Source organism: Novacetimonas pomaceti (assembly GCF_003207955.1).
Lineage (GTDB): Bacteria > Pseudomonadota > Alphaproteobacteria > Acetobacterales > Acetobacteraceae > Novacetimonas > Novacetimonas pomaceti.
Genome location: NZ_NOXG01000003.1, coordinates 1 through 22,276, shown reverse-complemented (window position 1 = coordinate 22,276; position 22,276 = coordinate 1). Strand labels below are relative to the sequence as shown.

Annotated in this window: 26 protein-coding genes and 1 tRNA gene; 18 read left to right on the top strand and 9 right to left on the bottom strand. The window is 64.0% G+C overall.

Annotated elements, in window-relative coordinates:
- Nucleotides 1-36 precede the first annotated feature (36 nt).
- Nucleotides 37-288, top strand: a complete 252-nt coding sequence (locus CFR71_RS16100) for a hypothetical protein (RefSeq protein WP_133250310.1) — start codon at nt 37-39, stop codon at nt 286-288.
- A gap of 594 nt (nt 289-882) precedes the next feature.
- On the opposite strand, the gene CFR71_RS04425 is transcribed toward CFR71_RS16100, so the two are convergent.
- From CFR71_RS04425 to CFR71_RS04405, 5 genes are all read right to left on the bottom strand, one after another.
- Nucleotides 883-957, bottom strand: a tRNA-Gln gene (locus tag CFR71_RS04425).
- A 97-nt stretch (nt 958-1,054) separates the two neighbouring features.
- Entirely contained in the window at nt 1,055-1,708 is a 654-nt protein-coding gene (locus CFR71_RS04420; protein WP_110527703.1) for a TetR family transcriptional regulator, read from the bottom strand.
- A 123-nt stretch (nt 1,709-1,831) separates the two neighbouring features.
- A complete protein-coding gene (proC, locus tag CFR71_RS04415; RefSeq protein WP_110527699.1) occupies nt 1,832-2,662 on the bottom strand; it encodes a pyrroline-5-carboxylate reductase in 831 nt (276 codons plus the stop codon).
- On the bottom strand, nt 2,662-3,165 hold the full coding sequence (locus CFR71_RS04410) for a type III secretion system chaperone family protein (RefSeq protein ID WP_110527696.1): 504 nt from the start codon (nt 3,163-3,165) through the stop codon (nt 2,662-2,664). The genes proC and CFR71_RS04410 overlap by 1 nt, the downstream gene beginning before the upstream one ends.
- 232 nt (nt 3,166-3,397) lie before the next feature.
- Nucleotides 3,398-3,691 carry an accessory factor UbiK family protein gene (locus CFR71_RS04405; RefSeq protein WP_110528462.1) on the bottom strand — a complete coding sequence of 98 codons (294 nt, stop codon included), beginning with the start codon at nt 3,689-3,691 and terminating at the stop codon, nt 3,398-3,400.
- 222 nt (nt 3,692-3,913) lie between these two features.
- Between CFR71_RS04405 and rfaD the strand changes: the two genes are divergently transcribed.
- From rfaD to CFR71_RS04335, 14 genes are all read left to right on the top strand, one after another.
- On the top strand, nt 3,914-4,894 hold the full coding sequence (rfaD, locus tag CFR71_RS04400) for an ADP-glyceromanno-heptose 6-epimerase (protein WP_110528459.1): 981 nt from the start codon (nt 3,914-3,916) through the stop codon (nt 4,892-4,894).
- A gap of 67 nt (nt 4,895-4,961) precedes the next feature.
- Nucleotides 4,962-5,816: a prolipoprotein diacylglyceryl transferase gene (lgt, locus tag CFR71_RS04395; protein ID WP_110527694.1), complete on the top strand. Its 855-nt coding sequence runs from the start codon at nt 4,962-4,964 to the stop codon at nt 5,814-5,816.
- The gene (locus CFR71_RS04390; RefSeq protein ID WP_110527692.1) at nt 5,816-6,907 is read left to right on the top strand and encodes a class I SAM-dependent methyltransferase; all 1,092 of its coding nucleotides are present in this window, start codon (nt 5,816-5,818) and stop codon (nt 6,905-6,907) included. The genes lgt and CFR71_RS04390 overlap by 1 nt, the downstream gene beginning before the upstream one ends.
- Before the next feature lie 5 nt (nt 6,908-6,912).
- Nucleotides 6,913-7,734: a peptidoglycan editing factor PgeF gene (pgeF, locus tag CFR71_RS04385; RefSeq protein ID WP_239020266.1), complete on the top strand. Its 822-nt coding sequence runs from the start codon at nt 6,913-6,915 to the stop codon at nt 7,732-7,734.
- A 7-nt stretch (nt 7,735-7,741) separates the two neighbouring features.
- Nucleotides 7,742-9,232 carry a hypothetical protein gene (locus CFR71_RS16825; RefSeq protein ID WP_239020265.1) on the top strand — a complete coding sequence of 497 codons (1,491 nt, stop codon included), beginning with the start codon at nt 7,742-7,744 and terminating at the stop codon, nt 9,230-9,232.
- A 198-nt stretch (nt 9,233-9,430) separates the two neighbouring features.
- Nucleotides 9,431-10,414, top strand: coding sequence for a ribose-phosphate pyrophosphokinase (locus tag CFR71_RS04375; protein WP_110527689.1), 984 nt, complete (start codon nt 9,431-9,433; stop codon nt 10,412-10,414).
- Nucleotides 10,415-10,535: 121 nt separating this feature from the next.
- On the top strand, nt 10,536-11,126 hold the full coding sequence (locus tag CFR71_RS04370; RefSeq protein WP_110527686.1) for a histidine phosphatase family protein: 591 nt from the start codon (nt 10,536-10,538) through the stop codon (nt 11,124-11,126).
- Between the two features lie 146 nt (nt 11,127-11,272).
- On the top strand, nt 11,273-11,890 hold the full coding sequence (locus tag CFR71_RS04365) for a 50S ribosomal protein L25/general stress protein Ctc (protein ID WP_110527683.1): 618 nt from the start codon (nt 11,273-11,275) through the stop codon (nt 11,888-11,890).
- A 31-nt stretch (nt 11,891-11,921) separates the two neighbouring features.
- The gene (gene pth, locus CFR71_RS04360; RefSeq protein ID WP_110527680.1) at nt 11,922-12,494 is read left to right on the top strand and encodes an aminoacyl-tRNA hydrolase; all 573 of its coding nucleotides are present in this window, start codon (nt 11,922-11,924) and stop codon (nt 12,492-12,494) included.
- 4 nt (nt 12,495-12,498) lie between these two features.
- Nucleotides 12,499-13,593: a redox-regulated ATPase YchF gene (ychF, locus tag CFR71_RS04355; RefSeq protein ID WP_110527677.1), complete on the top strand. Its 1,095-nt coding sequence runs from the start codon at nt 12,499-12,501 to the stop codon at nt 13,591-13,593.
- A 90-nt stretch (nt 13,594-13,683) separates the two neighbouring features.
- Nucleotides 13,684-14,976: a glutamate-5-semialdehyde dehydrogenase gene (locus CFR71_RS04350; RefSeq protein ID WP_165829377.1), complete on the top strand. Its 1,293-nt coding sequence runs from the start codon at nt 13,684-13,686 to the stop codon at nt 14,974-14,976.
- Between the two features lie 9 nt (nt 14,977-14,985).
- Nucleotides 14,986-15,612, top strand: a complete 627-nt coding sequence (locus CFR71_RS04345; protein ID WP_110527674.1) for a nicotinate-nucleotide adenylyltransferase — start codon at nt 14,986-14,988, stop codon at nt 15,610-15,612.
- Nucleotides 15,613-15,705: 93 nt separating this feature from the next.
- Complete coding sequence (gene rsfS / locus CFR71_RS04340; protein WP_110527671.1) at nt 15,706-16,191, top strand: ribosome silencing factor; 486 nt, start codon at nt 15,706-15,708, stop codon at nt 16,189-16,191.
- A gap of 14 nt (nt 16,192-16,205) precedes the next feature.
- Nucleotides 16,206-16,658, top strand: a complete 453-nt coding sequence (locus CFR71_RS04335) for a 23S rRNA (pseudouridine(1915)-N(3))-methyltransferase RlmH (protein ID WP_207781327.1) — start codon at nt 16,206-16,208, stop codon at nt 16,656-16,658.
- Nucleotides 16,659-16,833: 175 nt separating this feature from the next.
- On the opposite strand, the gene CFR71_RS04330 is transcribed toward CFR71_RS04335, so the two are convergent.
- The 4 genes from CFR71_RS04330 to CFR71_RS04315 all read right to left on the bottom strand — a co-directional run bounded on the left by CFR71_RS04330 (nt 16,834) and on the right by CFR71_RS04315 (nt 20,102).
- Nucleotides 16,834-17,607: a CHAP domain-containing protein gene (locus CFR71_RS04330; RefSeq protein ID WP_408891647.1), complete on the bottom strand. Its 774-nt coding sequence runs from the start codon at nt 17,605-17,607 to the stop codon at nt 16,834-16,836.
- 329 nt (nt 17,608-17,936) lie between these two features.
- Nucleotides 17,937-18,287 (bottom strand): RidA family protein, encoded by a 351-nt coding sequence (locus tag CFR71_RS04325; protein WP_110528450.1) that lies wholly within the window; start codon nt 18,285-18,287, stop codon nt 17,937-17,939.
- A gap of 82 nt (nt 18,288-18,369) precedes the next feature.
- Complete coding sequence (locus CFR71_RS04320) at nt 18,370-19,008, bottom strand: nucleotidyltransferase family protein (RefSeq protein WP_110527662.1); 639 nt, start codon at nt 19,006-19,008, stop codon at nt 18,370-18,372.
- Nucleotides 19,005-20,102, bottom strand: coding sequence for an XdhC family protein (locus tag CFR71_RS04315; RefSeq protein ID WP_110527659.1), 1,098 nt, complete (start codon nt 20,100-20,102; stop codon nt 19,005-19,007). The genes CFR71_RS04320 and CFR71_RS04315 overlap by 4 nt, the downstream gene beginning before the upstream one ends.
- 149 nt (nt 20,103-20,251) lie before the next feature.
- Here CFR71_RS04315 and CFR71_RS04310 point away from each other — a divergent pair, with 149 nt between their 5' ends.
- The 3 genes from CFR71_RS04310 (at nt 20,252) to CFR71_RS04300 (ending at nt 21,951) form a co-directional block, all read left to right on the top strand.
- A complete protein-coding gene (locus tag CFR71_RS04310; RefSeq protein ID WP_110527656.1) occupies nt 20,252-20,632 on the top strand; it encodes a host attachment protein in 381 nt (126 codons plus the stop codon).
- A 92-nt stretch (nt 20,633-20,724) separates the two neighbouring features.
- Nucleotides 20,725-21,393, top strand: a complete 669-nt coding sequence (locus tag CFR71_RS04305) for an MBL fold metallo-hydrolase (protein WP_110527653.1) — start codon at nt 20,725-20,727, stop codon at nt 21,391-21,393.
- 48 nt (nt 21,394-21,441) lie between these two features.
- Nucleotides 21,442-21,951 (top strand): DUF192 domain-containing protein, encoded by a 510-nt coding sequence (locus CFR71_RS04300; protein WP_110528447.1) that lies wholly within the window; start codon nt 21,442-21,444, stop codon nt 21,949-21,951.
- The last annotated feature ends 325 nt before the right edge of the window (nt 21,952-22,276 follow it).

Sequence of the window (22,276 nt, the reverse complement as noted above, 5' to 3'; positions counted from 1 at the left end):
ATTTTGTCATGGCGCCACAGAATGGATTCAAAATTCATGAAATATTATCAAAAACTTATCATTCACTGCATAAGTTTAAAAAACCTTAATAAATGCCAGAAGACAATTAAATCACGATTTAGTGATGTTTGTCCGTCATATCATTTCTGCCCGATGAACCTTTCCCATCCTGTTTTTTCAGGGGGATATCCAATGGGCGGCAAATACTTCTTTGGTGTGCGATATGACTGGATATTTCAGGATTTTGTGGACGGACCGCATCACGGTGAAAAGAATGTGGGTGCCTGAAATTTCAATCCGATAATAAAAAATAGAAGTTTTGGGATGCGGCCTTCTCTCTAAAAAGGCAGCGTCTTTTCAAAGCTTTTTGTAAAAAGCTTCACCAAAAACTTTTATGATTTCAGTGGGTTGTCAGGTCTGTCTTTTCAAACAGCCTCTAATTCCCGTTACGATGTGCCGATCCGGGGCTGTATCCCGATCCAACAGGCCCGGTGTCCGGGGCCGGTAAGCTTCATGTCCGTCCGCTGCGCCGGACTGAAACGATGCGAACAATATTCCGGATCGTCTCTCCTGTACTGTTCAGGACAGGAGAGACGATGGCGGGGAACCACGGCTTACGCTCCCGCATGGGTGAAAACCCACTTTCTTGCATGATAGTGGAAAAGTCCGGGCATGCGGCGATATCCGTTGTAATGCCGCATCCCTTTACTGGCGCATTACTGGGGCGGTCCAGGCAATGCCAAATCGCGACATGGCGCTGGTGGCCGTATTCATGGCGTGGCCATGACGACATGCGAAGGGGACGGCCCATCGGGAAGTGGCCAGCCGCCGTTTTGTAATATGATTCCGGAATGGGAAAAACATCGCGCGTGGCGCTGATGCTGGCTGGGGCGGGAGGATTCGAACCTCCGCATGGCGGAATCAAAATCCGCTGCCTTACCGCTTGGCTACGCCCCAACTGTTACGAACGATTCGTCGCTGCCGCCCTTCTAGAGCGGGATGAGGGCTCCCGTAAAGGGGCAACAGCATTCTGGCGGACCCGAAGATCCGTTTTTCAGGCCAGGGGTTCGAGCGGGAGATCCACGCTCGGATCGGTGGAGAAATCATGCCCGGCCGGTGCTGGCGTTCCGCCGGACGCCGCCGCCTTGCCGATTCCCGGCAGGGCGCTGAATCGCAGGGCCTTGTCCAGCGCCTTGTCGAGTGCCGCCATCGTCGTGCCCATGTCCAGGCTGTCATCCTTGTCCCATGCCCGCAATGTCACGGTCCATGCCCCAAGCAACGCCTGAACCCGCAGCGCGCCTGCCACGCCGCTGATATCCAGCCCCGCGGCGCCAAGCATCCATTTCATGCTTTCCACCGTCGCCCCGCCCAGCAGCAGCGCCAGTGGCGGATCGAACGGCAGCGCGCGCAGGGCCGCGCGCACGCCGGCGCGGTACTGCTGGAACACGTCAAGCCGCCGCATCAGCAGGTCGAAAAGCTTTTCACGCGGCGTGCCGGTGGAGCCGTCATCAACCAGCGCGGCCTCGTCCGCCAGCCGGCCAAGCGTCAGCAGGATGCTGGCCTTGAACGGAAAACGCTTGCGCGCGACATCCAGACTCAGCCCCGCGTCGCGCGCGGCATCGACAACCGTCAGCCGTCGCCATCCATACAGCGCGGCACGCTCCATGGCAGAGCGGAGAAGGGCATCGTCAAACTGGTCGTTGTCCATGGAAATCACGATCTTCCGGATGTCTTGTTGCCAAGGCGCGCCATGCCCGTGAAACGCGGGGCAGGCGCTGACTGGGGTGGCGAAAGGTTCCGCCGGGTATGCCGCCGTTATATTCCGCGTGCTTCAGGATGCAAGTTCGCGCGCCCGCTTCGCCCCCGCGCGGATCGCCGCGCGCAGCGTGGCGGGCCATGCGTCGGGCGCCATCAGGATGGACAGCGCCTGCTGCGTGGTGCCGCCGGGACTGGTGACGTTGCGCCGCAGCTGCGCGGCCTCCGTCCCGCTTTGCTGCATCAGCGCGCCCGCGCCGGATACCGTCTGGCGCGCGATCTGCCGGGCAAGGGCGGGCGGCAGTCCCTCTCCTACGCCAACGTCTTCAAGAAGTTCCGCCAGCAGGAAGACATAGGCCGGGCCGCTGCCGGAAATCGCGGTCACGATGTCGATCTGGTCCTCATGCTCCACCCATGCGGTTTCGCCGACGGCCGACAGGACCCGGTCGCACATGGCGCGCTGCTGTGGCGTTGCCTGTGGCGGCGCGTAGGAGACGGTCATCCCTTCGCCCACCGCCGCCGGGGTGTTGGGCATGGAGCGGATGACAAGCGGCCGGGCGCCGGGGGACATGTGGGCGGCCAGTCCTTCCGTCAGGCCATGGACCGTCCTGCCCGCCAGCACCGACAGGACCGGCGCATGCCGGGCATACGGGGCGATGGCGCCAAGGATCGCCGCCACTTTCTGTGGCTTCATGGCAAGGATGATGAGGTCGGGCTGGAAATCGGCGGGCAGGTCGGTCACGTCGCGGACCAGCCGGTGCGGCGCGGGCACGCTGTCGCGGTGACGGTCAACGATGACGGAGGGGGCAAGCCCCTCCGCCAGCCATCCCTGCAGCATCGCGCCCCCCATCTTCCCGCATCCGACCAGCAGGACGGAGGGAAGGGGAGAGGTCTGCGCTGCCGCCATCAGGCCATTCCCGCGCAGTCAAGCATCGCGGCCTCCAGCGCTTCGGTCGGGGATTTTCCACCCCACAGGACGAACTGGAACGCGGGATAGAAACGTTCGCATTCCGTCAGGGCGATATCGATCATGTCCTCAAGGCTTTCGACCGAGGCCCCCGGCGCCCCGCGCAGCAGGACCGCATGGCGGAACAGCGGCATGCCATTGTCGAGGTCCATGCCGAAATGCCCGATCCACAGGCGTTCGTTGGCCAGTGCGACCAGTTCGAACAGGTTGCGTCGCTGCACGGGTGGCACCTTCAGGTCGAACGTGCAGGTGAAATGCATCGCGCTGACTTCGCGCGACCAGGAAAAGAACAGGCCGTAATCGCACCATTTTCCCGGTGCCTCGGCCGCCATTTCCGAATCGTTGCGGCGGTCGAATGCCCATTCATAGCCCCCCACGATCTGTTCCATTAGATCGAGCGGGTTGGAGTCCTTGGGCGATGTCGTGAAATTCAAGGCAGGCATTGTGGGACTCCCCGAAGCCGTCGTGGAGGGAATCCGGTATTTCCGGATCCCGGGCGTCTGCAACCCGCCTCCCCCTGCGGGAGGAGACGTAACGGCAACCCTATGGCTGGTACGGCCGTGGTGGCAAGCCTGCGGCGACGGGTGGGGACGAATTACGCAGCGTGGTGTCGGGAGGGCGCGTGATGCCGCCGCTCCCACGGGCATGCCCATCAGCCTGCCCGTGCTGGCGTGTTCAGCCGTTGTAGGAGGTGGCGGACGGCGTGGTCATGCTCGCCTCAAGGTCGGCGATGCGCGCTTCAAGGGCGGCGATCTGCCTGTCGGTCGCTTCCTGCGCGATTCGCGCGCGCGTCGCCATTTCGCGCACGACCTCGAATTCGTCGCGGCGGACAAGGTTCAGGTTCGCCAGGGCCTCGTCAACGCGGGCGCGGACCATCGCGCCGATTTCCTCGCGCACGCCGGACAGGGCGGAAAAGGCACCGCCGGCAACACCGGCGAGATCATCAAAAATGCGTGGTCGGACGGACATCGCGCGTAACTCCTTGGGCATGGGCCGGATGGGACTGGCACGCCGCGTCGCGACGTGTGGCGCGCGAGTATAGACGCATCCACGCGCCAGAGCCATCCACACGCGCCATTCCCGCGTGGCTGTCACGTAGTGCAGCATGATGTGACAAAGTTTGTCTCCCTTGCATTTGCATGTTTGTGGCATGTTGGCGCCGTTTCGCGGACGTACGGGATTTTGGGGTTCATGATTATCATTACGGGTGGCGCGGGTTTCATCGGTTCATGCCTGCACAAGGCGCTGCATGCGCGCGGTGAGCAGACAGCCATCGTGGATTCCCTGGGGAATGTCGGGAAATGGCGCAACCTGCGCAAGCACGTGCCCGATTTCCTGATCGCGCCACAGGACCTTGATGCCTTCCTCGACAGCCGCCCTGACGTCACCGCGGTCTTCCACCTTGGCGCCATCAGCGAGACCATGGCCACCGACGGGGACCTTGTGTGGCGGACCAACGTGGACCTTTCGATACGGCTGATGGAATGGTGCGCGCGCGAGGAGGTGCGCTTCATCTATGCCTCCTCTGCCGCCACTTATGGCGCGGCCGACAGGATGGAGATGTTTTCCGATGATCCCGCCCGGCTGGAGGCGCTGCGGCCGCTCAATCTGTACGGGTGGTCCAAATACGCCTTCGACTGCACCCTGATGCGCCGGCTGGCGCAGGGGGACCTGCAGGGACTGTCATGGGCGGGGCTGAAATTCTTCAACGTCTATGGGCCCAATGAATATCACAAGGGACCGATGATGTCCCTCGTCCACGGGAAGTACGGGGACGTTCGCGCGGGCAGGGCGCCCCGCCTGTTCCGTTCCGACAGGCCGGGTCTGCCCGACGGGCATCAGGCGCGCGATTTCATCTGGGTTGGCGATGCGGTCGCGGTGATGCTGTGGCTGCTGGATCACCAGCATGTCCATGGCGTGTTCAACTGCGGGACGGGTGTGGCGCGGACCTGCCTGGATCTGGCCTATGCGGTCTGTGACGCGGCCGGGGTCGCGCGACGGGTGGAGTTCATCGACATGCCCGCCGCCCTGCACGGGCAGTACCAGTCCTATACCTGCGCCGACATGGCGCGACTGCGCACGGCGGGGTACGACCAGCCCTTCGTCACGCTGGAGGAGGGGGTCAGGCGCTATATCCATGACTACCTTGCCGCCGATGATCCATATGTCTAAAGCCTGATGCGACGTGTGAGGGGATGACGCCTCGCGCCTGGAAATTCCCGATTGCGAAAGTCGCTTCATGCTGCCTGTCCTGATGTTTCCGCAATTTGACCCGGTCATGGTGCATTTCGGGCCGTTCGGCCTGCGGTGGTACGCGATGGCGTACATCGTCGCGCTGGTGGTCGGGTGGCGGGTGGCGCGGCGTCTGGTGGCGCTGCCGCCGCGCGCCGCCACCGCGCTGCAGGTCGATGATTTCCTGACATGGGCGACGCTGGGCGTGGTGCTGGGGGGACGGCTGGGATACATCGTGTTCTATCAGCCGGGATATTACCTGTCCCATCCGCTGGCGATCCTTCAGGTCTGGCATGGGGGGATGTCGTTTCATGGCGGGGCGGCGGGCGTCATCATCGCGCTGATTGTCTTTACATGGCGCAACCACCTCAGCTTCCTTGGATTTTCGGACCGTATCACCACGGTGGTGCCCATCGGGCTGGGGCTGGGGCGGATCGCCAATTTCATCAATGGCGAACTGTGGGGCCGCGAGGCCCCGGCCTCCCTGCCATGGGCGATGATCTTTCCCGACGCAGGCCCGATCCCGCGCCATCCTTCCGAACTGTATGAAGCCCTTGGCGAAGGGCTGATCCTCTTTACGGTGATGTGGGTGGTATCGCGCAGCCTGAAGGTGCGCGAACATCCCGGCTTCCTCGCCGGGCTGTTCCTGTTCGGCTATGCCATCGCGCGCAGCATCTGCGAACTGTTCCGCGAACCGGATTCCTTTATCGGATTCCTGCCTTTCGGCGTGACGATGGGGCAGGTGCTGTGCATTCCCATGGCGATCGGCGGGCTGGGCCTGATGCTCAATGCCTGCCTGCGTCCGGCCCGCACGGAACTGATGCCCCCGGATTTCGCCATGGATGAGGAAGAGGCCGCCTGATGACGCGGGACGCCGCCCCCATCAGGCTCGACCATTTCATGGCCCGCGCGAACGCGGCGTATTACAGCCGCCGTGATCCCTTTGCGGACTTCATTACCTCCCCTGAGATTTCGCAGATGTTTGGCGAGCTTCTGGGCGCGTGGGTCGCGGTGACATGGCAGCGCATGGGCGCGCCCGATCCTTTCGTGCTGGCGGAGGCGGGGCCGGGGCGCGGGACATTGATGGCGGACGCGCTGCGCCTGCTGTCACGCGTGGCGCCCGCCTGTTACGCGGCGGCGCGGGTGCATATGGTGGAAACATCGCCACGGCTGCGCCAGGCGCAGGCCGCGGCGCTGACGGCGCACGCGGATGTCGTGGCACCCGTCTGGCTGGATGCCGTCCCCGACCTGCCGCCCGGTCCGCTGGTTTTCATCGCCAACGAATTCCTTGACGCCCTGCCCATCCGGCAGTTCGTGCGGACCGCCCATGGCTGGGACGAACGCATGGTGACGGGGGAGGTGTTCGTGACACGTCCCGCCACTGACCTTCCCGCTTTTGGACCGCTTGCCACCCGCGACGTGCCCGAGGGGGAGGTGCTGGAAGTCTGCGAAGGAGCACTTTGCATCGCGCGGCAGCTTGGCGCGCGGCTGTCGCATGGCGGTGGCGTCGCCCTGTTCATCGATTACGGATATGATGGCCCCGGCTGGGGCGATACGCTGCAGGCCCTGTGCGACGGGCGTCCGGCATGGCCGCTGGCGCGACCGGGCATGGCGGACCTGACGGCGCACGTGGATTTCGCAGCGCTGGCGACTGCCGCGCGCGATGGGGGATGCGCCACATGGGGCAGCGTGACGCAGGGGGCGTTCCTTTCCGCGCTGGGCCTGTTTCCACGCGCGGCGCAGCTGGCCCGGAACCAGCCCGGGGACGTGGCCCGCCAGATCAACGAGGCGGCGCAGCGCCTGGCGGCCCCGGACCGGATGGGGGGACTGTTCCGCGTCATGGCCATGACAGCGCCGGACATGACGGAGGTCGCGGGGTTCGAGGGGCTGGCCCCGCTTGTCCCCGGTCGCGCCGGCATGGGACAACGCCATGAGCGGGCAGGGGAAGGGTGACGCGGATGCAGGTGATGCACGGACACGGGCAGGATCATTCCGGGCAGGATCAGCTGAAGGGGCCGGTACTACGGGCCGGGGCGCTGCATGTAGCACCCCACGGGTTTTTCACCCGTCTGGGCGGCGTGTCGCAGGGGCCTTATGCCTCGCTGAACTGTTCCATGCGCAGTGGCGACGATCCGGCGGCGCTGCGTGAAAACCGGGCGCGTGTCGCGCGGACGATCGGGGTGTCCCCCGACTGCCTGCTTGGCGTGACGCAGGTCCATGGCAGGGACGTGGTCAGCGTCACCGCCCCCTGGGCGCCGGGCGAGGGCGCGCGTGCCGATGCCATGGTATGCGCCCGCCCGGGGCTGGCGCTGGGGGTCATTACCGCCGATTGCGCGCCGGTGCTGTTTTCCGACGGGCGCGGTCGCGTGGTGGGGGCGGCCCATGCCGGATGGCGCGGGGCCGCGGCGGGCGTGCTGGAGGCCACGGTGGCCGCGATGGTCGGACTGGGCGGCGTCGCATCCGATATCCGCGCGGTCGTCGGGCCCTGCATCGCGCGCGACAGTTACGAGGTGGGCGCCGACATGCGTGACGCCGTGCTGGCGCTGGATGACGCGGCCATGCCGTTTTTTACGCCCGGCCACAGGGGCGGGCATTACCAGTTCGACCTGCCCGCCTATTGCGTCGCGCGGCTGCGTCGCGCGGGGGTGGGGCAGGCCATGGCGCTGGGCGTGGATACGCTTGGCGACGGGGAACGGTTTTTCAGCCATCGTCGCCGCACGCTGGCGGGCGGAGGGGCGATCGGCCACCAGATTTCGGTAATTTCGTGCGCCCATGTATGATGCCGGCATGAGGGGAAAGTTTTTCAGGCATGGCGTGATGGCCCTGACGATGTCGGGCCTGTGCCTTCTTGCCGGGTGCCTTGACGTGCCGCATCCATTCCAGCGCAGGGGGCTGTCGCAGCTTTCCAACGCGCCGCCCGCCCGCCTTGCCGTGCCGCAGCCGACGCAGGCGCTGCTGGTCAGCATGGCCGCGCAGACATGGCAGAAGGACATGGTCGCCGCCATGCTGGACCAGTCGGTACCCGCCGTGGGGCAACCCGTGAAAAGCGGCGACTGGTGGTTGCGCATGACCGCCACCCTGCAGGGGAACCAGGTCATCCCGACCTATGCCGTCATCACCCCCAAGGGCGAGGTACGCGGCGAGACGACGGGCGCGCCCGTGCCCGCCGCGTCATGGTCCGCCGGGTCGGAGGCGGTGATGCAGGCTTCCGCCATGCAGGCCGCGCCCGAGGTCGCCGCCCTGCTGACCGGCATTCAGGCCGCACAGATGCAGAGCGATCCCCACAGTCTGAAGAACCGTCCGGCCCATGTGTATTTCCAGGGGGTGAAGGGCGCGCCGGGCGACGGGAATGCAATGCTGTCGCGGGCGTTTGTCGCATCGTTGCGCGATGCGCATGACCAGATCCAGCATTCGCAGTCGGGGGCGGATTTCACGGTCGGATGCACGGTTGTCGTGACGCAGCTTCCTGTATCCGGTCCCGCGCGACAGCGGTTGACGCTGACCTGGCGCGTGGTTGATTCCCACGGCAAGGAAGCGGGTGCCGCAACGCAGATCCATGATATCGCGGCCCATACGCTTGACGGCAAATGGGGGGACGCGGCCGAAGCCGCGGGCGAGGAAGCCGCGGGCGGCGTCCGCCAGATCATTTCGCGTTATTCAGGGCGGGATAACGTGCCGTTGCCCGCCACGACGGCAGCCGCGCCAACGCAGGCGTCGAAACCGGCCGGGGCGAAATCAGCCGCGCCGGTTTCCGCGACACCCGCCACGCCTGCCTCTGACGTTTCTGTCTCCCGGCCGGGCAGGAATGCCCCACTGGCGCAGGCGTCCGATGCCGTGTCGCCAGCCCCGGTATCATCCACCCCGACCGTGCCTGTCACGGCCGCGCCCGCATCCGTCGCGACAAATCCGGTCCCGACATCCGCCGCGTCGGTCCCGTCGTCATCCCCGTCTTCCATGATATCGGCGCCAGCAAAGGCCCCGGTATCTGCGTCCCCGGCACCCGCAGCCGTGGAGTCCGCGCCACTCGGGGCTGCGTCGGCAGCCGCCACGCCATCAGTCGCGCATGCGCCGTCCATGATGCCGTCGTCCCCAGCGCCGATGCAGGCCCCGGTTGCGTCGGCGGCCGCCGCTTCTTCCGCCACGTCTGTCGCCGCGCCCCGTGTTTCGGCCCCGCCCCGCGATATCGTCCCGCAGCAGCCGGTTTCGGAGGACACGCCCGCGACAACGCCCGTGCGCAGGAAGCTGCCGGGCGTGACGTTGCCCCCGCGCAGGTCATGAACGCGCAGGGTGTGGCCGTCACGACACGTCGCGGGCGCGTGTGTCCCGCGCAGGTCCGCCCTGACGTGTCCGGGGGGTGGTTCGTTGCGGTGTGGTGGTGACAGGAACTGGCGCGATTGCTAGAACGCGCCCGGTCCATGGAAACGGAAGCGGTCATCCACGGTCGCTTCGCCTCATGTCGTCTGGGAACGTCGCAAGATGAAAATCGTCGCCTGTAACAGTAATCTGCCCCTTGCTGAAAAAGTTGCGGTCGAACTGGGAATGCCCCTGTGCGACGTGACCGTGCGTCGCTTCGCCGACATGGAAATCTTTGTCGAGATCCATGAAAATGTGCGTGGCGAGGATGTCTTTGTCATCCAGAGCACCTGTTCGCCCACCAATGACAACCTGATGGAACTGCTGATCATGCTCGACGCGCTGCGTCGCGGGTCGGCACGGCGCATCACGGCGGTCATGCCCTATTTCGGCTATGCCCGGCAGGACCGCAAATCCGGTCCCCGCACCCCCATCAGCGCGAAGCTGGTCGCCAACATCCTGGTCGAGGCCGGGGCGAACCGCATCCTGACGATGGATCTGCACGCCATGCAGATCCAGGGATTTTTCGATATTCCCGTCGACAATCTGTACGCCGCCCCCCTGTTCACGCGCGACATCAAGGGACGCATGGGGCTGGAGGCGCCGCTGCCCTATGACGCGCCGGAAATGAACATCCCCGGCGGCCCGCACAACCTGATGATCGTCTCCCCCGACGTGGGCGGCGTCGTGCGCGCGCGGCAGCTGGCGCAGCGGCTGAATGTGGACCTGGCCATCATTGACAAGCGGCGCGAACGCGCGGGCGTGTCCGAAGTGATGAACGTGATCGGCGACGTGCGGGGACGGTACTGCGTCCTGGTCGACGATATCGTCGATAGTGGCGGTTCGCTGTGCAATGCGGCCGAGGCCCTGATGCGCCACGGCGCCGCGGCGGTGGAGGCCTATGTCACCCATGGCGTCCTGACGGGCGGCGCGGTCAGCCGCATCGGACAGTCGCCGTTGCAGATGCTTACCCTGACCGACAGCATCGCCAAGACGGAAGACGTGCGCCAGTCGCACAACATCCGCCAGATCAGCACGGCGAACCTGCTGTCGCGCGCCATGCGCGCGGTGTCGGATGAAAGCTCGGTGTCGTCGCTGTTTGACTGAAATCCGGCGTCGCGGGCCGGGGGATTGCGGGCTCCCCGGTTTATTTCATAGTATGTCACGGGATTGACCCTGTGGCGTGTCGCGGCTATCGCCGGGAAAGCCAATCAAGAAGGAGTCATTTATGACGGACCTGCTCGCCCGGCCATACTGGTATCTGCGACATGGAGAGACGGACTGGAACGCCGAGGGGCGCTCGCAGGGCCGGACCGACATCCCGCTCAATTCCACCGGGGTGGAACAGGCCCGGCAGGCCGGTCTGGTGCTGGTGCGTCACCTGGCGGAACATCCGATCGCGCGTATCGTCTCCTCCCCGCTGGGCCGCGCGCGCCGGACGGCCGAAATCGTGGCCGAGGTCATGGCCGCCCATGGCGCGCCGCTGTTTCAGGTGCAGCTTGATGACGGGCTGAAGGAAGTCTGTTTCGGTGACCAGGAAGGCAAGCCGATGGGCCACTGGTACGACAGCTGGATCGCCGGCGAGTACACCCCGGTGGACGGGGAAAGCTTTGCCGAGCTGCGTGAACGCGCGGTATCGGCCATCAATCGCGCGACGGAGGCCCCCGGCACGCCGCTGGTGGTATGCCATGGCGGCATGTTCCGCGCCCTGCGCGCGGCGATGGGGCTTAAGCCCAACGTGCGCCTGCCCAATGCCACCCCGATGTGGGCGCAGCCGGCCGGCAACGGGAAGCCATGGGACCTGACTGCCGTTTCCTGAACCGCGCTTTCTGAAGCCTGCCTGCGCGGAATCGCGGCGGTAAAAGTGATTGCCGGCGTTGCATCCGCCGCCCTTTTCCGTTAAAGGCCGCGCACGCGTTCGGCACCCCTGGAGGCCGACGCGCCTTGTGTTTCAGGAGCAGACAAGTGACCAAATTCACGAAAATCGATGTTTCTTCGCGCGCGAAGGCTGGTAAGGGGGCAGCGCGGGCGACGAGACGTGCCGGGCTGGTGCCGGGCGTTATTTATGGTGGCAAGCAGGAAGCCGCGCTGATCGCGCTGGATCCGCGCATCGTGGCGCGCGAACTGCACAAGCCGGGCTGGCGTTCGCGCATCTATGACATCTCCATCGACGGCAGCAAGACGGAACACGCCCTTCTGCGTGAAATCCAGCTGCATCCGGTGTCCGATGCCCCGCTGCATGTTGATTACCAGCGCCTTGCCGAAGGGCAGAAGGTGCATGTGGAAGTCGCCATCACCTTCACTGGTGAGGAAACCTCCCCCGGCATCAAGCGTGGCGGCGTGCTGAACATCGTGCGTCACACCGTGGACGTCGTGGCCGATCCCGCGAACATGCCCGAAGGTTTCAGCGCGGACCTGTCGAAGCTCGACATCCATGACAACGTGCGTTGGGAAGACCTGAAGGGGACGGAGCACGTGACCCCGGTCCAGCACATCCCCAACTTTGTCATCGCCACGATCGCGGCGCCGACCGTCGATGCCGAGGAAACGGTGGAAGAAACCGAAACCCCGGCGGCCGACTGATAACGGAACCTGACACGACTGGAGAGATGCCATGCTCCTCTGGGCCGGATTGGGGAACCCCGAACCGGGGATGAGCCGGAATCGCCATAATGTCGGGTTCATGGCCGTTGACCGGATCGCCGAACGCCACGGGTTCGCCCCGTGGCGCAGGCGCTTTCGCGGCGAAGTCAGTGAGGGACGGATCGGACGGCACAAGGTGCTTCTGCTCAAGCCACTGACATATATGAACCTTTCAGGTGAAAGCGTTCAGCAGGCGGCGGCTTTTTACAAGCTGTCGATCGATGCCATCACGGCATTTCACGACGAACTTGACCTTGCCCCCGGCCGTATCCGCGTCAAGCGCGGTGGCGGGGCGGCGGGACATAACGGGCTGCGGTCGATGGACCGCATGCTCGGCGCGCAGGATTACTGGCGCGTGCGGATCGGCATCGGCCATCCCGGCAGCCGCGAACGGGTGACGGGACACGTGCTGGGCGATTTTTCGCGCGATGACCGGCTGTGGCTCGATCCCATGCTCGACGCGCTGTCGGATACGGCAGCGCTCCTTGCGGACGGGCAGCCGGAACTGTTCATGACCAGAATGGCCAGCCACACGGGGGAATAGGGATATGGGCTTCAACTGCGGGATCGTGGGGCTGCCGAATGTGGGCAAGTCCACGCTGTTCAATGCCTTGACCGAAACGGCCTCGGCACAGGCGGCGAATTATCCCTTCTGCACCATCGAGCCGAATGTCGGGCGCGTGGCGGTCCCCGATCCGCGCCTGGAGAAACTGGCGCAGATCGGCAAGTCCCAGAAAATCCTGCCGACCAGCCTTGAATTCGTCGATATCGCGGGACTGGTGCGCGGCGCGTCGCGGGGGGAAGGGCTGGGGAACCAGTTCCTCGCCAATATCCGCGAGGTCGATGCCATCATCCACGTCCTGCGCTGTTTCGAGGATGACGACATCACGCATGTCGAAGGCGGGGTCGATCCCATCCGCGATGCGGAGATCATCGAAACCGAACTGATGCTGGCGGACCTCGAGTCGCTGGAGAAGCGGATCGTCGCGCTCCAGAAAAAGGCGCGCGGCAATGACCGCGAGGCCGCAGCGCAGGTCGAGCTGATGGAACCCCTGATCGAGGCGCTGCGGGAGGGAAAGCCTGCGCGTTCGGCCATTCCGGCCGGGCAGGAAGAGGCGGTGCGCCGGCTGAACCTGATGACGTCCAAGCCGGTCCTCTATGTCTGCAACGTGGACGAGGGATCGGCCGCGACCGGGAACGCATTTTCCGAACGCGTCCGCGCGCGGGCCGAGGCGGAAGGCGCCGCCATGGTGGTCGTGTCGGCCGCGATCGAGGCCGAGGTCAGCCAGCTTGGCCCCGAGGACCGGGCCGAGTTCCTGGAAGGGCTGGGGCTGAGCGATAGCGGGCTGGATCGTGTGATCGCGGCGGGATATCGCCTGCTGGGCCTGCGCACCTATTTCACGGTCGGCCCGAAGGAAACGCGTGCCTGGACCATCACGGCCGGGATGCGCGCGCCGCAGGCGGCCGCCGTCATTCACAATGACTTTGAACGCGGCTTCATCGCCTGCGAAACCGTTGCGTATGATGATTATATCCAGTGCAATGGCGAAGCTGGCGCGAAAGAGGCGGGCAAGCTGCGAATCGAGGGACGTGACTATGTGGTGCAGGATGGCGATGTCCTGCTGTTCCGTTTCAACGTCTGATCCGGCCGTCACGGCTGTCCGCGCCGGTTGCGGGCAACGCCGCATGAACAGGGAACCAAGGGCATGAGAGCATCCGTAACTTCCACGCCGATGGATCATGCCCCCCATGCCCCGGTCCCGGATGCCGCTGCGGACATGACGGCCACGTCGGTGGTCGCCGACATGGCGCGGCGTGCCCGCGTCGCGGGACGCGTGCTGGGCCATGCCAGCACGGAACAGCGTAACGCGGCCCTGTGCCATGCCGCGACGGCCCTGCGTGATGCCATGACGGAACTGCTGGCGGCGAATGCGCGCGATGTCGCGGCATTTTCGGGCGCTGCGTCGTTTCGTGACCGGCTGGTCCTTGATGAGGCCCGGATCGAGGCCATGGCCCGGGGGCTGGAGGATGTCGCGAAGCTGCCTGATCCGCTGGGACGGGTCCTGGCGGAATGGACGCGGCCCAATGGACTGAAGATACGGCGTGTCGCCACCCCGGTGGGGGTGATCGGCATGATTTACGAAAGCCGCCCCAATGTCGGCGCGGATGCCGCCGCCCTGTGCATCAAGTCGGGGAACGCGGTGATCCTGCGTGGTGGCTCCGACAGCATCAACAGCGCGCGCGTGATCCATGCGGCGATGCAGGCGGGCCTGCGCGCGGCGGGCCTGCCGGTCGATGCGGTGCAGATCCCGCCCGATACCGACCGTCGCCATGTCGCGGACATGCTGGCGGCATCGGGCCTGATCGATCTGCTGATCCCGCGCGGGGGCAAATCTCTGGTCGAGCGTGTCTGCCGGGAAGCCCGCGTGCCGGTCCTGTCCCATGCCGAAGGGTTGTGCCACACCTATGTCCATGCTGCCGCCGATCTGGAAATGGCGCGTCGCATCGTCCTGAATGCCAAGATGCGGCGCACGGGCATCTGCGGCGCGACGGAGACGCTACTGATCGATAACGCGATCGCGCCGGTCCTGCTGCCTGGCCTGGTGGAGGATCTGGCGACAAAGGGCTGCACGTTCCGCGCCGATGCGCGCGCGCGCGGCATCGTGCCGGACCTGCCCCCCGCGACAGAGCAGGATTTCGCCACGGAATGGCTGGATGCGGTGATGTCCATCGCTGTGGTGGACGGGGTGGATGACGCGCTGGCCCATATCGTGCGTTACGGCAGTTCCCATACCGAGGCGATCGTCACCGAAGACGAAGCCGTGGCGACACGATTCCTGAATGAAACGGACAGCGCGGTGGTCATGTGGAATGCCTCCACCCAGTTCTGTGACGGGGGGGAATTCGGTTTTGGCGCGGAAATCGGGATTGCGACCGGCCGTTTCCATGCCCGTGGCCCTGTCGGGCTGGAGCAGCTGACCACCTTCCGTTACGAGGTGTTCGGCAACGGACAGGTCCGTCCCTGATTCATTCCGATGGGGGCGTCTTCTTCCGCGATTCCCGTGCGTGGCGACCGCAGGCGTGCGTGCATCGGGCTGCTGGGCGGTTCGTTCAACCCGATTCACGAGGGACATATACAGCTGGCCTGTCGCGCGTTGCGGCAGCTTGGCCTTGATCAGGTATGGCTTCTGGTATCGCCGGGAAACCCCCTGAAGCCGGTGGCGGGCATGGCCCCGGCATCGCAGCGGCTGGAACAGGCACGCAGGCGTGTCGCGCCATTCGGACGCCGGATCATCGCCACGGATATCGAAAGCCGCATGGGAACCCGCTATACCGTCGATACGATTACACAGTTGCGGCGACGTTTTCCCCGCGCACACTTTGTATGGCTGATGGGGGCGGACGGACTGGCGCAGATGGCGCGCTGGCGGCGATGGAAACGCATCATGAAGCTGGTGCCGATCGCGATCCTGCCCCGGCCCGGATACAATCCGGCGGCGTTGCATGGGCGGGTCGCGCGCTGCATGGCGTCATGGCGGCGTCCCGCGCGCGAGGCGCCGGTGCTGGCGCGGAAGGGAGGATGCGCATGGGTCTTTCTTCCCGCGCCGCAGAACGCTATATCAGCGACAGAAATACGTGCATCGGGCCAAGGCCCGGCCTGATCATGTCCGGGGACATGCGCAGGCACCCCGACAGGAGTGAGAGCCATCATCAGGAAGCCTTCAGCCGAAACGGGTGCAAAACGCCGTACGGGCATGAAAACCGCAGGCGCATCGGTTGCCCCCCTGGGCAGCGCGGTTACGGCGCCGGGAACCCCACGCAAGAAAGCGGCCGTCGCAGGTCCTGTCGCATCCGGGCGGCGCGAGCCGGTGAATGATCCGATGGTCGATACCTATCTGGAAATCATCACGAACAGCCTTTCCGATGACAAGGGAGAGGATATCGTGGTGCTCGACCTGACGGGACGTGCCGCCTTTGCCGACCGGATGGTGATCGCCACCGGCCTTGCCGACCGTCAGATCACGGCCATGGCCTCCCATATCGAGCGCAAGCTGCGCGAGGTTGGGCTGAAGCGTGTCCTGATCGAGGGCGCGAACGGGTCCGACTGGGTGCTGATTGACGCGGGCGACATCATTGTCCACCTGTTCAAGGCCGAAGCCCGTGCCATGTACGGCCTGGAACGGATGTGGGGCAAGGAACTGGATGTCCCGCCAGAGGAATCCGCCGAACCGCTGGGCTAGGCATCTTGCTGCACATGATTGCCATCGGGCGGATGAAGGATCGGGTCGAAAAGGACCTGTTCAGTCGTTACGCCGAACGTCTTTCGCCACGCCTCAGGCTGACGGAACTGCCTGAGGGACGCGGGGCGACGGCGGAAATCAAGCGGCGGGAAGGGCAGGCCCTGCTGGCAGCACTTCCGGCGCGGGCGCATGTCGTGGCAATGGACGAAGGGGGACGGCCCCATGACAGCCTGTCCTTCGCCCGGGCGCTGGAACGCTGGATGGGGCTGTCGCGGCCGATCTGTTTCCTGATCGGTGGCGCGGAAGGGCTGGACAGCTGCGTTATGGAGCGTGCCGACGATACACTGTCGCTGGGGCCGATGACATGGCCGCATATGCTGGTGCGCGGGTTGCTGGCGGAACAGCTATACCGCGCGCGCGCCATTGCAACGGGCCATCCCTATCATCGTGCGGGACGGCCGGACTGACATCCCATGGAATCATAAAAGTTTTTGGTGAAGCTTTTTGCAAAAAGCTTCGAAAAGACGCCGCCTTTTTGAAAAAAGGCGGCACCCAAAAACTTTTATGATTTATTGCCAGCAGACTGTTTTTTAAACAGTTCCCAAACTCAGGCCATGAAGGTCCGACCAGTAAGGCCAGACCTTATTCCCAGGAACGGTTCGGCGCGTCATCATCGAAGGCGAGGGAAGAGGAAGCCGACGAAACGGGCTCAGGCGCTTCCGCGATCTCGGTCGTGGTGCTGTGACGACCCTTGCGGCTGGAAACCGGCGTGCGGGCGATTTCCTGATCGGCGGCGGCGGTCATCATGCCCGACATCGGGCTGCTCAGGCTGCGGCCATTGCCGTCCGGACGACCGTAAATGAAGCCATAGGTGGGATAGATGCTGCCGAACGAACCATTGCGGCTGTTCAGGGCAACGCGCACCGCAGACCAGTCATTATTGGGCGACACGTCGATGACAGGAACATTCCGGCTTACGCCGCGTTGCCCCCAGTGTGACTGGTCGATGATGATCGTGCGGCTGTCCACCAGCTGCCGGACAACGGCGACATGGCCCAGGGGCATGCGACGCGTGGCGCGGAAGTTCAGGACGCTGCCTTCCTCAGGCATGTTCCCGCGGGCATAGCGGCCTGCCGCGTTATGCCACCAGTCGGCGGCGTTGCCGCGTATCATGACGCTCGACGCGCTTTTGGCGAAGGCCACACATTGGATGACATGGCCGCCTTCATGGTGCCAGCGGCGATGGGTGCCCGCATGATGAATGGCAGTGGTGTGATGCGTGGTGGCAGAGGCATGCGTAAGACGCGTTGCTGAGTGGCGGACAGTGCGTGCCTGGGTCGTGCCGGAAAGCATCAACCCGAAAGAGGCTGTAAGGACGGATAGGTATAAGCCACGCTTCAGACTGCCGATCCGCATACTCTTAAAGTCTCCGCCTCTGGGTTGTGCCGTAAGGGGGCATTCGCATCCCGCTCCTGTGAAGTAGCAAGCTGTTTGCAATCCTGACAAGCCTGAGCGGCGCATCTGGATCGGGAGTCAGTCAGTTTTCGCAGAATGGCCCAGCCAAAAAGAAAAAATAGGAATTAATTCCTTAATCGGACTAAAAACATCTGCTTTTTCTGGCGATTTTCACATCTTTATGTCTTGAGTCGCACCAGCGACAGATCAGCATGTAGAAACAAAGAGTGGCATAAATGTGACAGTTGATTCGCGCCACGCCACCCTTCGTTCCGGCCTGCAAACGAGGCTTATTTCGTGCAGACGATCATGATTTCGACGCGCACGTCGGGATGGGCCATCTTGGCCTCGACGCAGGCGCGGGCAGGGGCGCCGCCCTTGGGCAGCCATGCGCTCCAGACCTTGTTCATGGCATCGCGTTCGGTGATGTCCTTCAGCCAGATCTGGGCCTGCAGCAGACGGGTATTGTCGGTGCCATGGGCCTCCAGCGCGGCGTCGATCTGTTCCAGCACGTCCTTGGTCTGCGCGGTGATGTCGGCGGACAGGTCGCGGGCGACGAATCCCTGCGTGAAGAGGAAGCCGTGATATTCGACGACCTTTGACAGGATGTCGTTCGATTCGCTGCGGATAATCTTGCTCATGATCATTATTCCCATGTGGAAAAGGAATGTTTCCGGAAAACCGTCCGGTCGCGGGTCCTGTGTGCCATGACCGGCAGGCAGGTCAAGACGGCAATGACAGGCGGGAAAACTGCTCCAGCCGGTCAGGCGTATCGAAGTCGAGGTGAATTTCCTCCCCCGCCGGCAATCGCAGCAGGTCCTTTTCATGCTGGTGCAACAGCCCGCGCGCGCCCTCGTCCCCCGTAAGGCCCAGCAGTGACGGAAACATCCGCCGATCCCACAGGACCGGGTTTCCACGCCGCCCATCATGCATGACGACAACCGCCGGGGGATGGTGCGCCTGATGGGCGGCGATCATGCGATCCAGCATCTCCGTCTGGATCAGGGGCATGTCGCCAAGGCAGATCATCGCGCCGGCCGCCCCATGTGCCTGTGCCTCCCCGATTCCGGATCGCAGGGTGGCGGACAGGCCCCGTTCGTGGTCGGGCGCGATGACAAAGCCGGGGGAGGGGCGGTCCGAAACCACGTGGGACTGGATCGCATCGCGGATTTCATCCGCGCGATGGCCCAGCACGACGACAATGCGTCCCGCCCTGCTTGCCTGTATCCGGCGCACGGTCGTGGCGATCATCGGAATGCCGTCGGCATCGCGGGCCAGCAGCTTGTGCCGGGGGGCCGTCCGGCGCGACAGGCCCGCCGCCAGAACGATGGCATCAATGCCGTCTGGATGACGTGCGGTCATGTCCAGCCGGGATGGTGGCCCAGCGGCGCATTACGGCGCACGGCGACAATTTCCGCCAGAATCGACAGCGCGATTTCCGCAGCCCCCACCGCGCCGATCGCCAGCCCGACCGGGCCATGGATACGGCGCGTCTGTTCGTCGGAAAATCCGTCCTCCCTCAGCCGTGTCAGGCGCGAGGCCTGCGTCTTGCGTGAGCCGAGGGCACCGATATAGAAGGCCGGCCCCCGCAGGGCATGGCGCAGGGTGGGATCATCCAGCTTGGCATCATGGGTCAGCGTGACGATCGCGGTCTGGTTGTCGATATGCAGGCTGTCCAGTGCCTCGTCAGGCCATTGCGTGTCCAGCTTGATGCCGGGAAAGCGGTCTGCCGTGGCAAGCTGCGTGCGCGGGTCGATCACCGTGACCGCGAATCCGGCCGTCTGCGCCATCGGTGCCAGCACCTGCGCGATATGCACCGCACCGACGATCATCAGCCGTGGCTGCATCGGGATCAGGTGAAGGAACCATTCCTCTGCCTGCGTGTCGATATGCCGCAGGCTGCGACCGGTATGGAACGCCTGCCGCGCGCTTTCGGACAGGGAGGCGACATGGCCGGAATCTTCGGGAAGGACATCGGGTGCCTGCAGGCCCCGCTCACCACAGGTCAGGACGATATGTCTGCCGTCCGACAGGCGCGTGGCCAGAAGCACGGGCTGGCGTGCCTGTCGCAGGGCCGACAGCCGTTCAAGCAGCGCCAGTTCCAGCGTGCCGGTCGGCCTTTCGGGCGTGCTGATCGATTCGACATAAACATCCAGCAGGCCGCCACATGCCAGCCCGACAGACCACGCATCCTCGCTGGAGACGCCATAGGACAGGCTGCGTGGACGGCCATCCTGCATGACCTCGCCCGCTTCCGCGATGACGGCGCCTTCCACGCAGCCGCCACTGACCGATCCCTCGATCCGTCCGGTCGCGCTGACCGCCATCATGCTGCCCGCGGGCCGTGGCGAACTGCCCCACGTGGAGGTCACGCAGGCCAGTGCGGCGGCCTGTCCGGCGCGTGCCCATGCGATGGCAAGGTCAAGTGGATCGTGGGAGATGAGGGGCTGTGTCATGGCAGGGCTACTCGATCAGCACGGATATGGGCGCGCTACCCGCTGGAAAAACCGAGCGTCCATATCTATCTGACAGCGGGTGTGTTCGCAAACGCGTGAAGTCTGTCATGTGTAACGCGTTTCATTCCATATCAAGGAGCTGACATTTCATGAGCTATATTGATCCTGTCTGGTATGTCGTGGCCGACAGCCTGCATGCGCGTATCCTCAAGCATGGGGAACACGGGCTGGCGACCATCGCCCATCTCAAGAGCGACGACGCGAAAGGCCCCGAAGCGCCCCGCGACGGCGCCTATGGCAAGGTGGTCGCCGCGTACCTGAACGATGCGGTGCGCAAGAAGGAAGCCGTGGGCCTGGCGATTGCCGCGCCGGGTGAGGTGATGCACCAGATCACCGCCCATCTGGATGTTGAGTCGCGTCCTGCCGTGGTCAAGACGGTGGACAAGGACCTGACCAATATTCCCGATCATAACCTTGCCTCCCATTTCGATATTCCCGCGACGGGATGGCCGCTGCCCAAAATCCGTTAATAAACGGTTGATAAACGATGGTCCCGTCCGCCGGTTTGTGGCTCAATGACGGGATCATCCGCCCATCGGGATTGCAAGGGAGTAGTAATGAGATGTCGCAGCCATCCTCACTCGCGCTGGAAGTTGTCCCGGTTACGGCATTTGCACAGAACTGTTCCATCCTGTGGGACCGTCGTTCGCGTCATGCGATCGTCGTGGACCCGGGGGGGGATGTTCCCCGTCTGCTGAAGGTGATCGCGGACAGGAACCTGACGGTGGACGCCATCCTCCTGACGCACGGCCATCTCGATCACGCGGGCGGCGCGGACGCCCTGCGCGATGAGCTGACGGTACGTCAGGACGGCCATCAGGTCCCGCTGATCGGGCCGGATGCGCGCGATGACTTCCTCCTCTCCAGCATTACGCAGCAGGCCGCGCGCTTTGGCGTGGAGGGAATGCAGGATGCCCATGTGGATCGTTTCGTGACCGATGGGGAACGGCTTGACCTGCTCGGGCATGAATTCCAGGTGCTGCATGTGCCCGGCCACACGCCGGGACATGTCGTGTTTTTCGACCCGCAGGCCCGCTTTGCCTTTGTCGGCGATACCCTTTTTCAGGGATCGGTGGGCCGCACCGATTTTCCCTATGGCGATGCCGATGTCCTGAAGGAGGCGATCGTGCGGCAATTGCTTCCGCTGGGCGATGATGTCACGATCCTGCCCGGTCATGGACCGGCCACGACGATCGGGGCGGAACGGCAGGGGAACCTCTTTCTGCGCTGATCCCTGCGGGCTGTTTAGCTGGAGAGAGAATCTATGAAGTCATCCGTGATGACCCCCGTCCGGATTGTCGGCGCGTGCCTGTCCGGGCTGCTGCTGTTTGCCCCCGTTGTCACGCAGGCGCAGGAAACTGGTGAGCCGACGCAGGCGCAGGCGGAACTGCCCAAGGTCGCGCTGACCATCACGGGTCATGACAATGTGCGGCACGTGTTTTCGGTTGAAAAGGCATCGACCCCCCGTGAACAGCAGGTGGGGGAAATGTATCGCAAATCCGTTCCCGCCGATGGGGGGATGATTTTCGTCTGGTCCTATCCCCGACCCAGCGAGATGTGGATGCAGCATACGCTCGTGCCGCTGGATATCGTTTTTATCGGCATGGACAACCGCATCTCCTCCATTGTCGAGAATGCCGTCCCCCTCAGCCTTGCCCATATCAGCAGCCAGGGGCCTGTGCGCGCGACGCTGGAACTTCAGGGTGGCCTGACGGAGAAGCTGGGAATCGTTGTCGGCGACAAGGTCGAAACGCCGGCGCTCACCGATGCGAAGAAGGTCAGCCCCTGATTCTCTAACTTTATGAAATCAAAAGAAATGGTGGTTTTCTGCCGTTTCTTTTCGATTTTGGTCCTGATGGGTCGTGATCCTTTTCAAAAAACTTTCATTTTTTGATTGACGGTGGTGATTGGTGGCCGTATATCCCCGTTCACCGCTTCGGGGGCAGAAAGTTCTTGAGTTTAGCGGTTTGGTTTTCTAGAGTGTTTGGCCCGGTTGGGTTGAGGCTTTTTGAAGGCCGGTTCATTGACAATTGAATAGAGACTGGAAGGGATATGTTGGCGGCGTTTTGCTGTGTCACTTTGTGGCATGGTGGGGCTGGTTGGATTGGGTGACT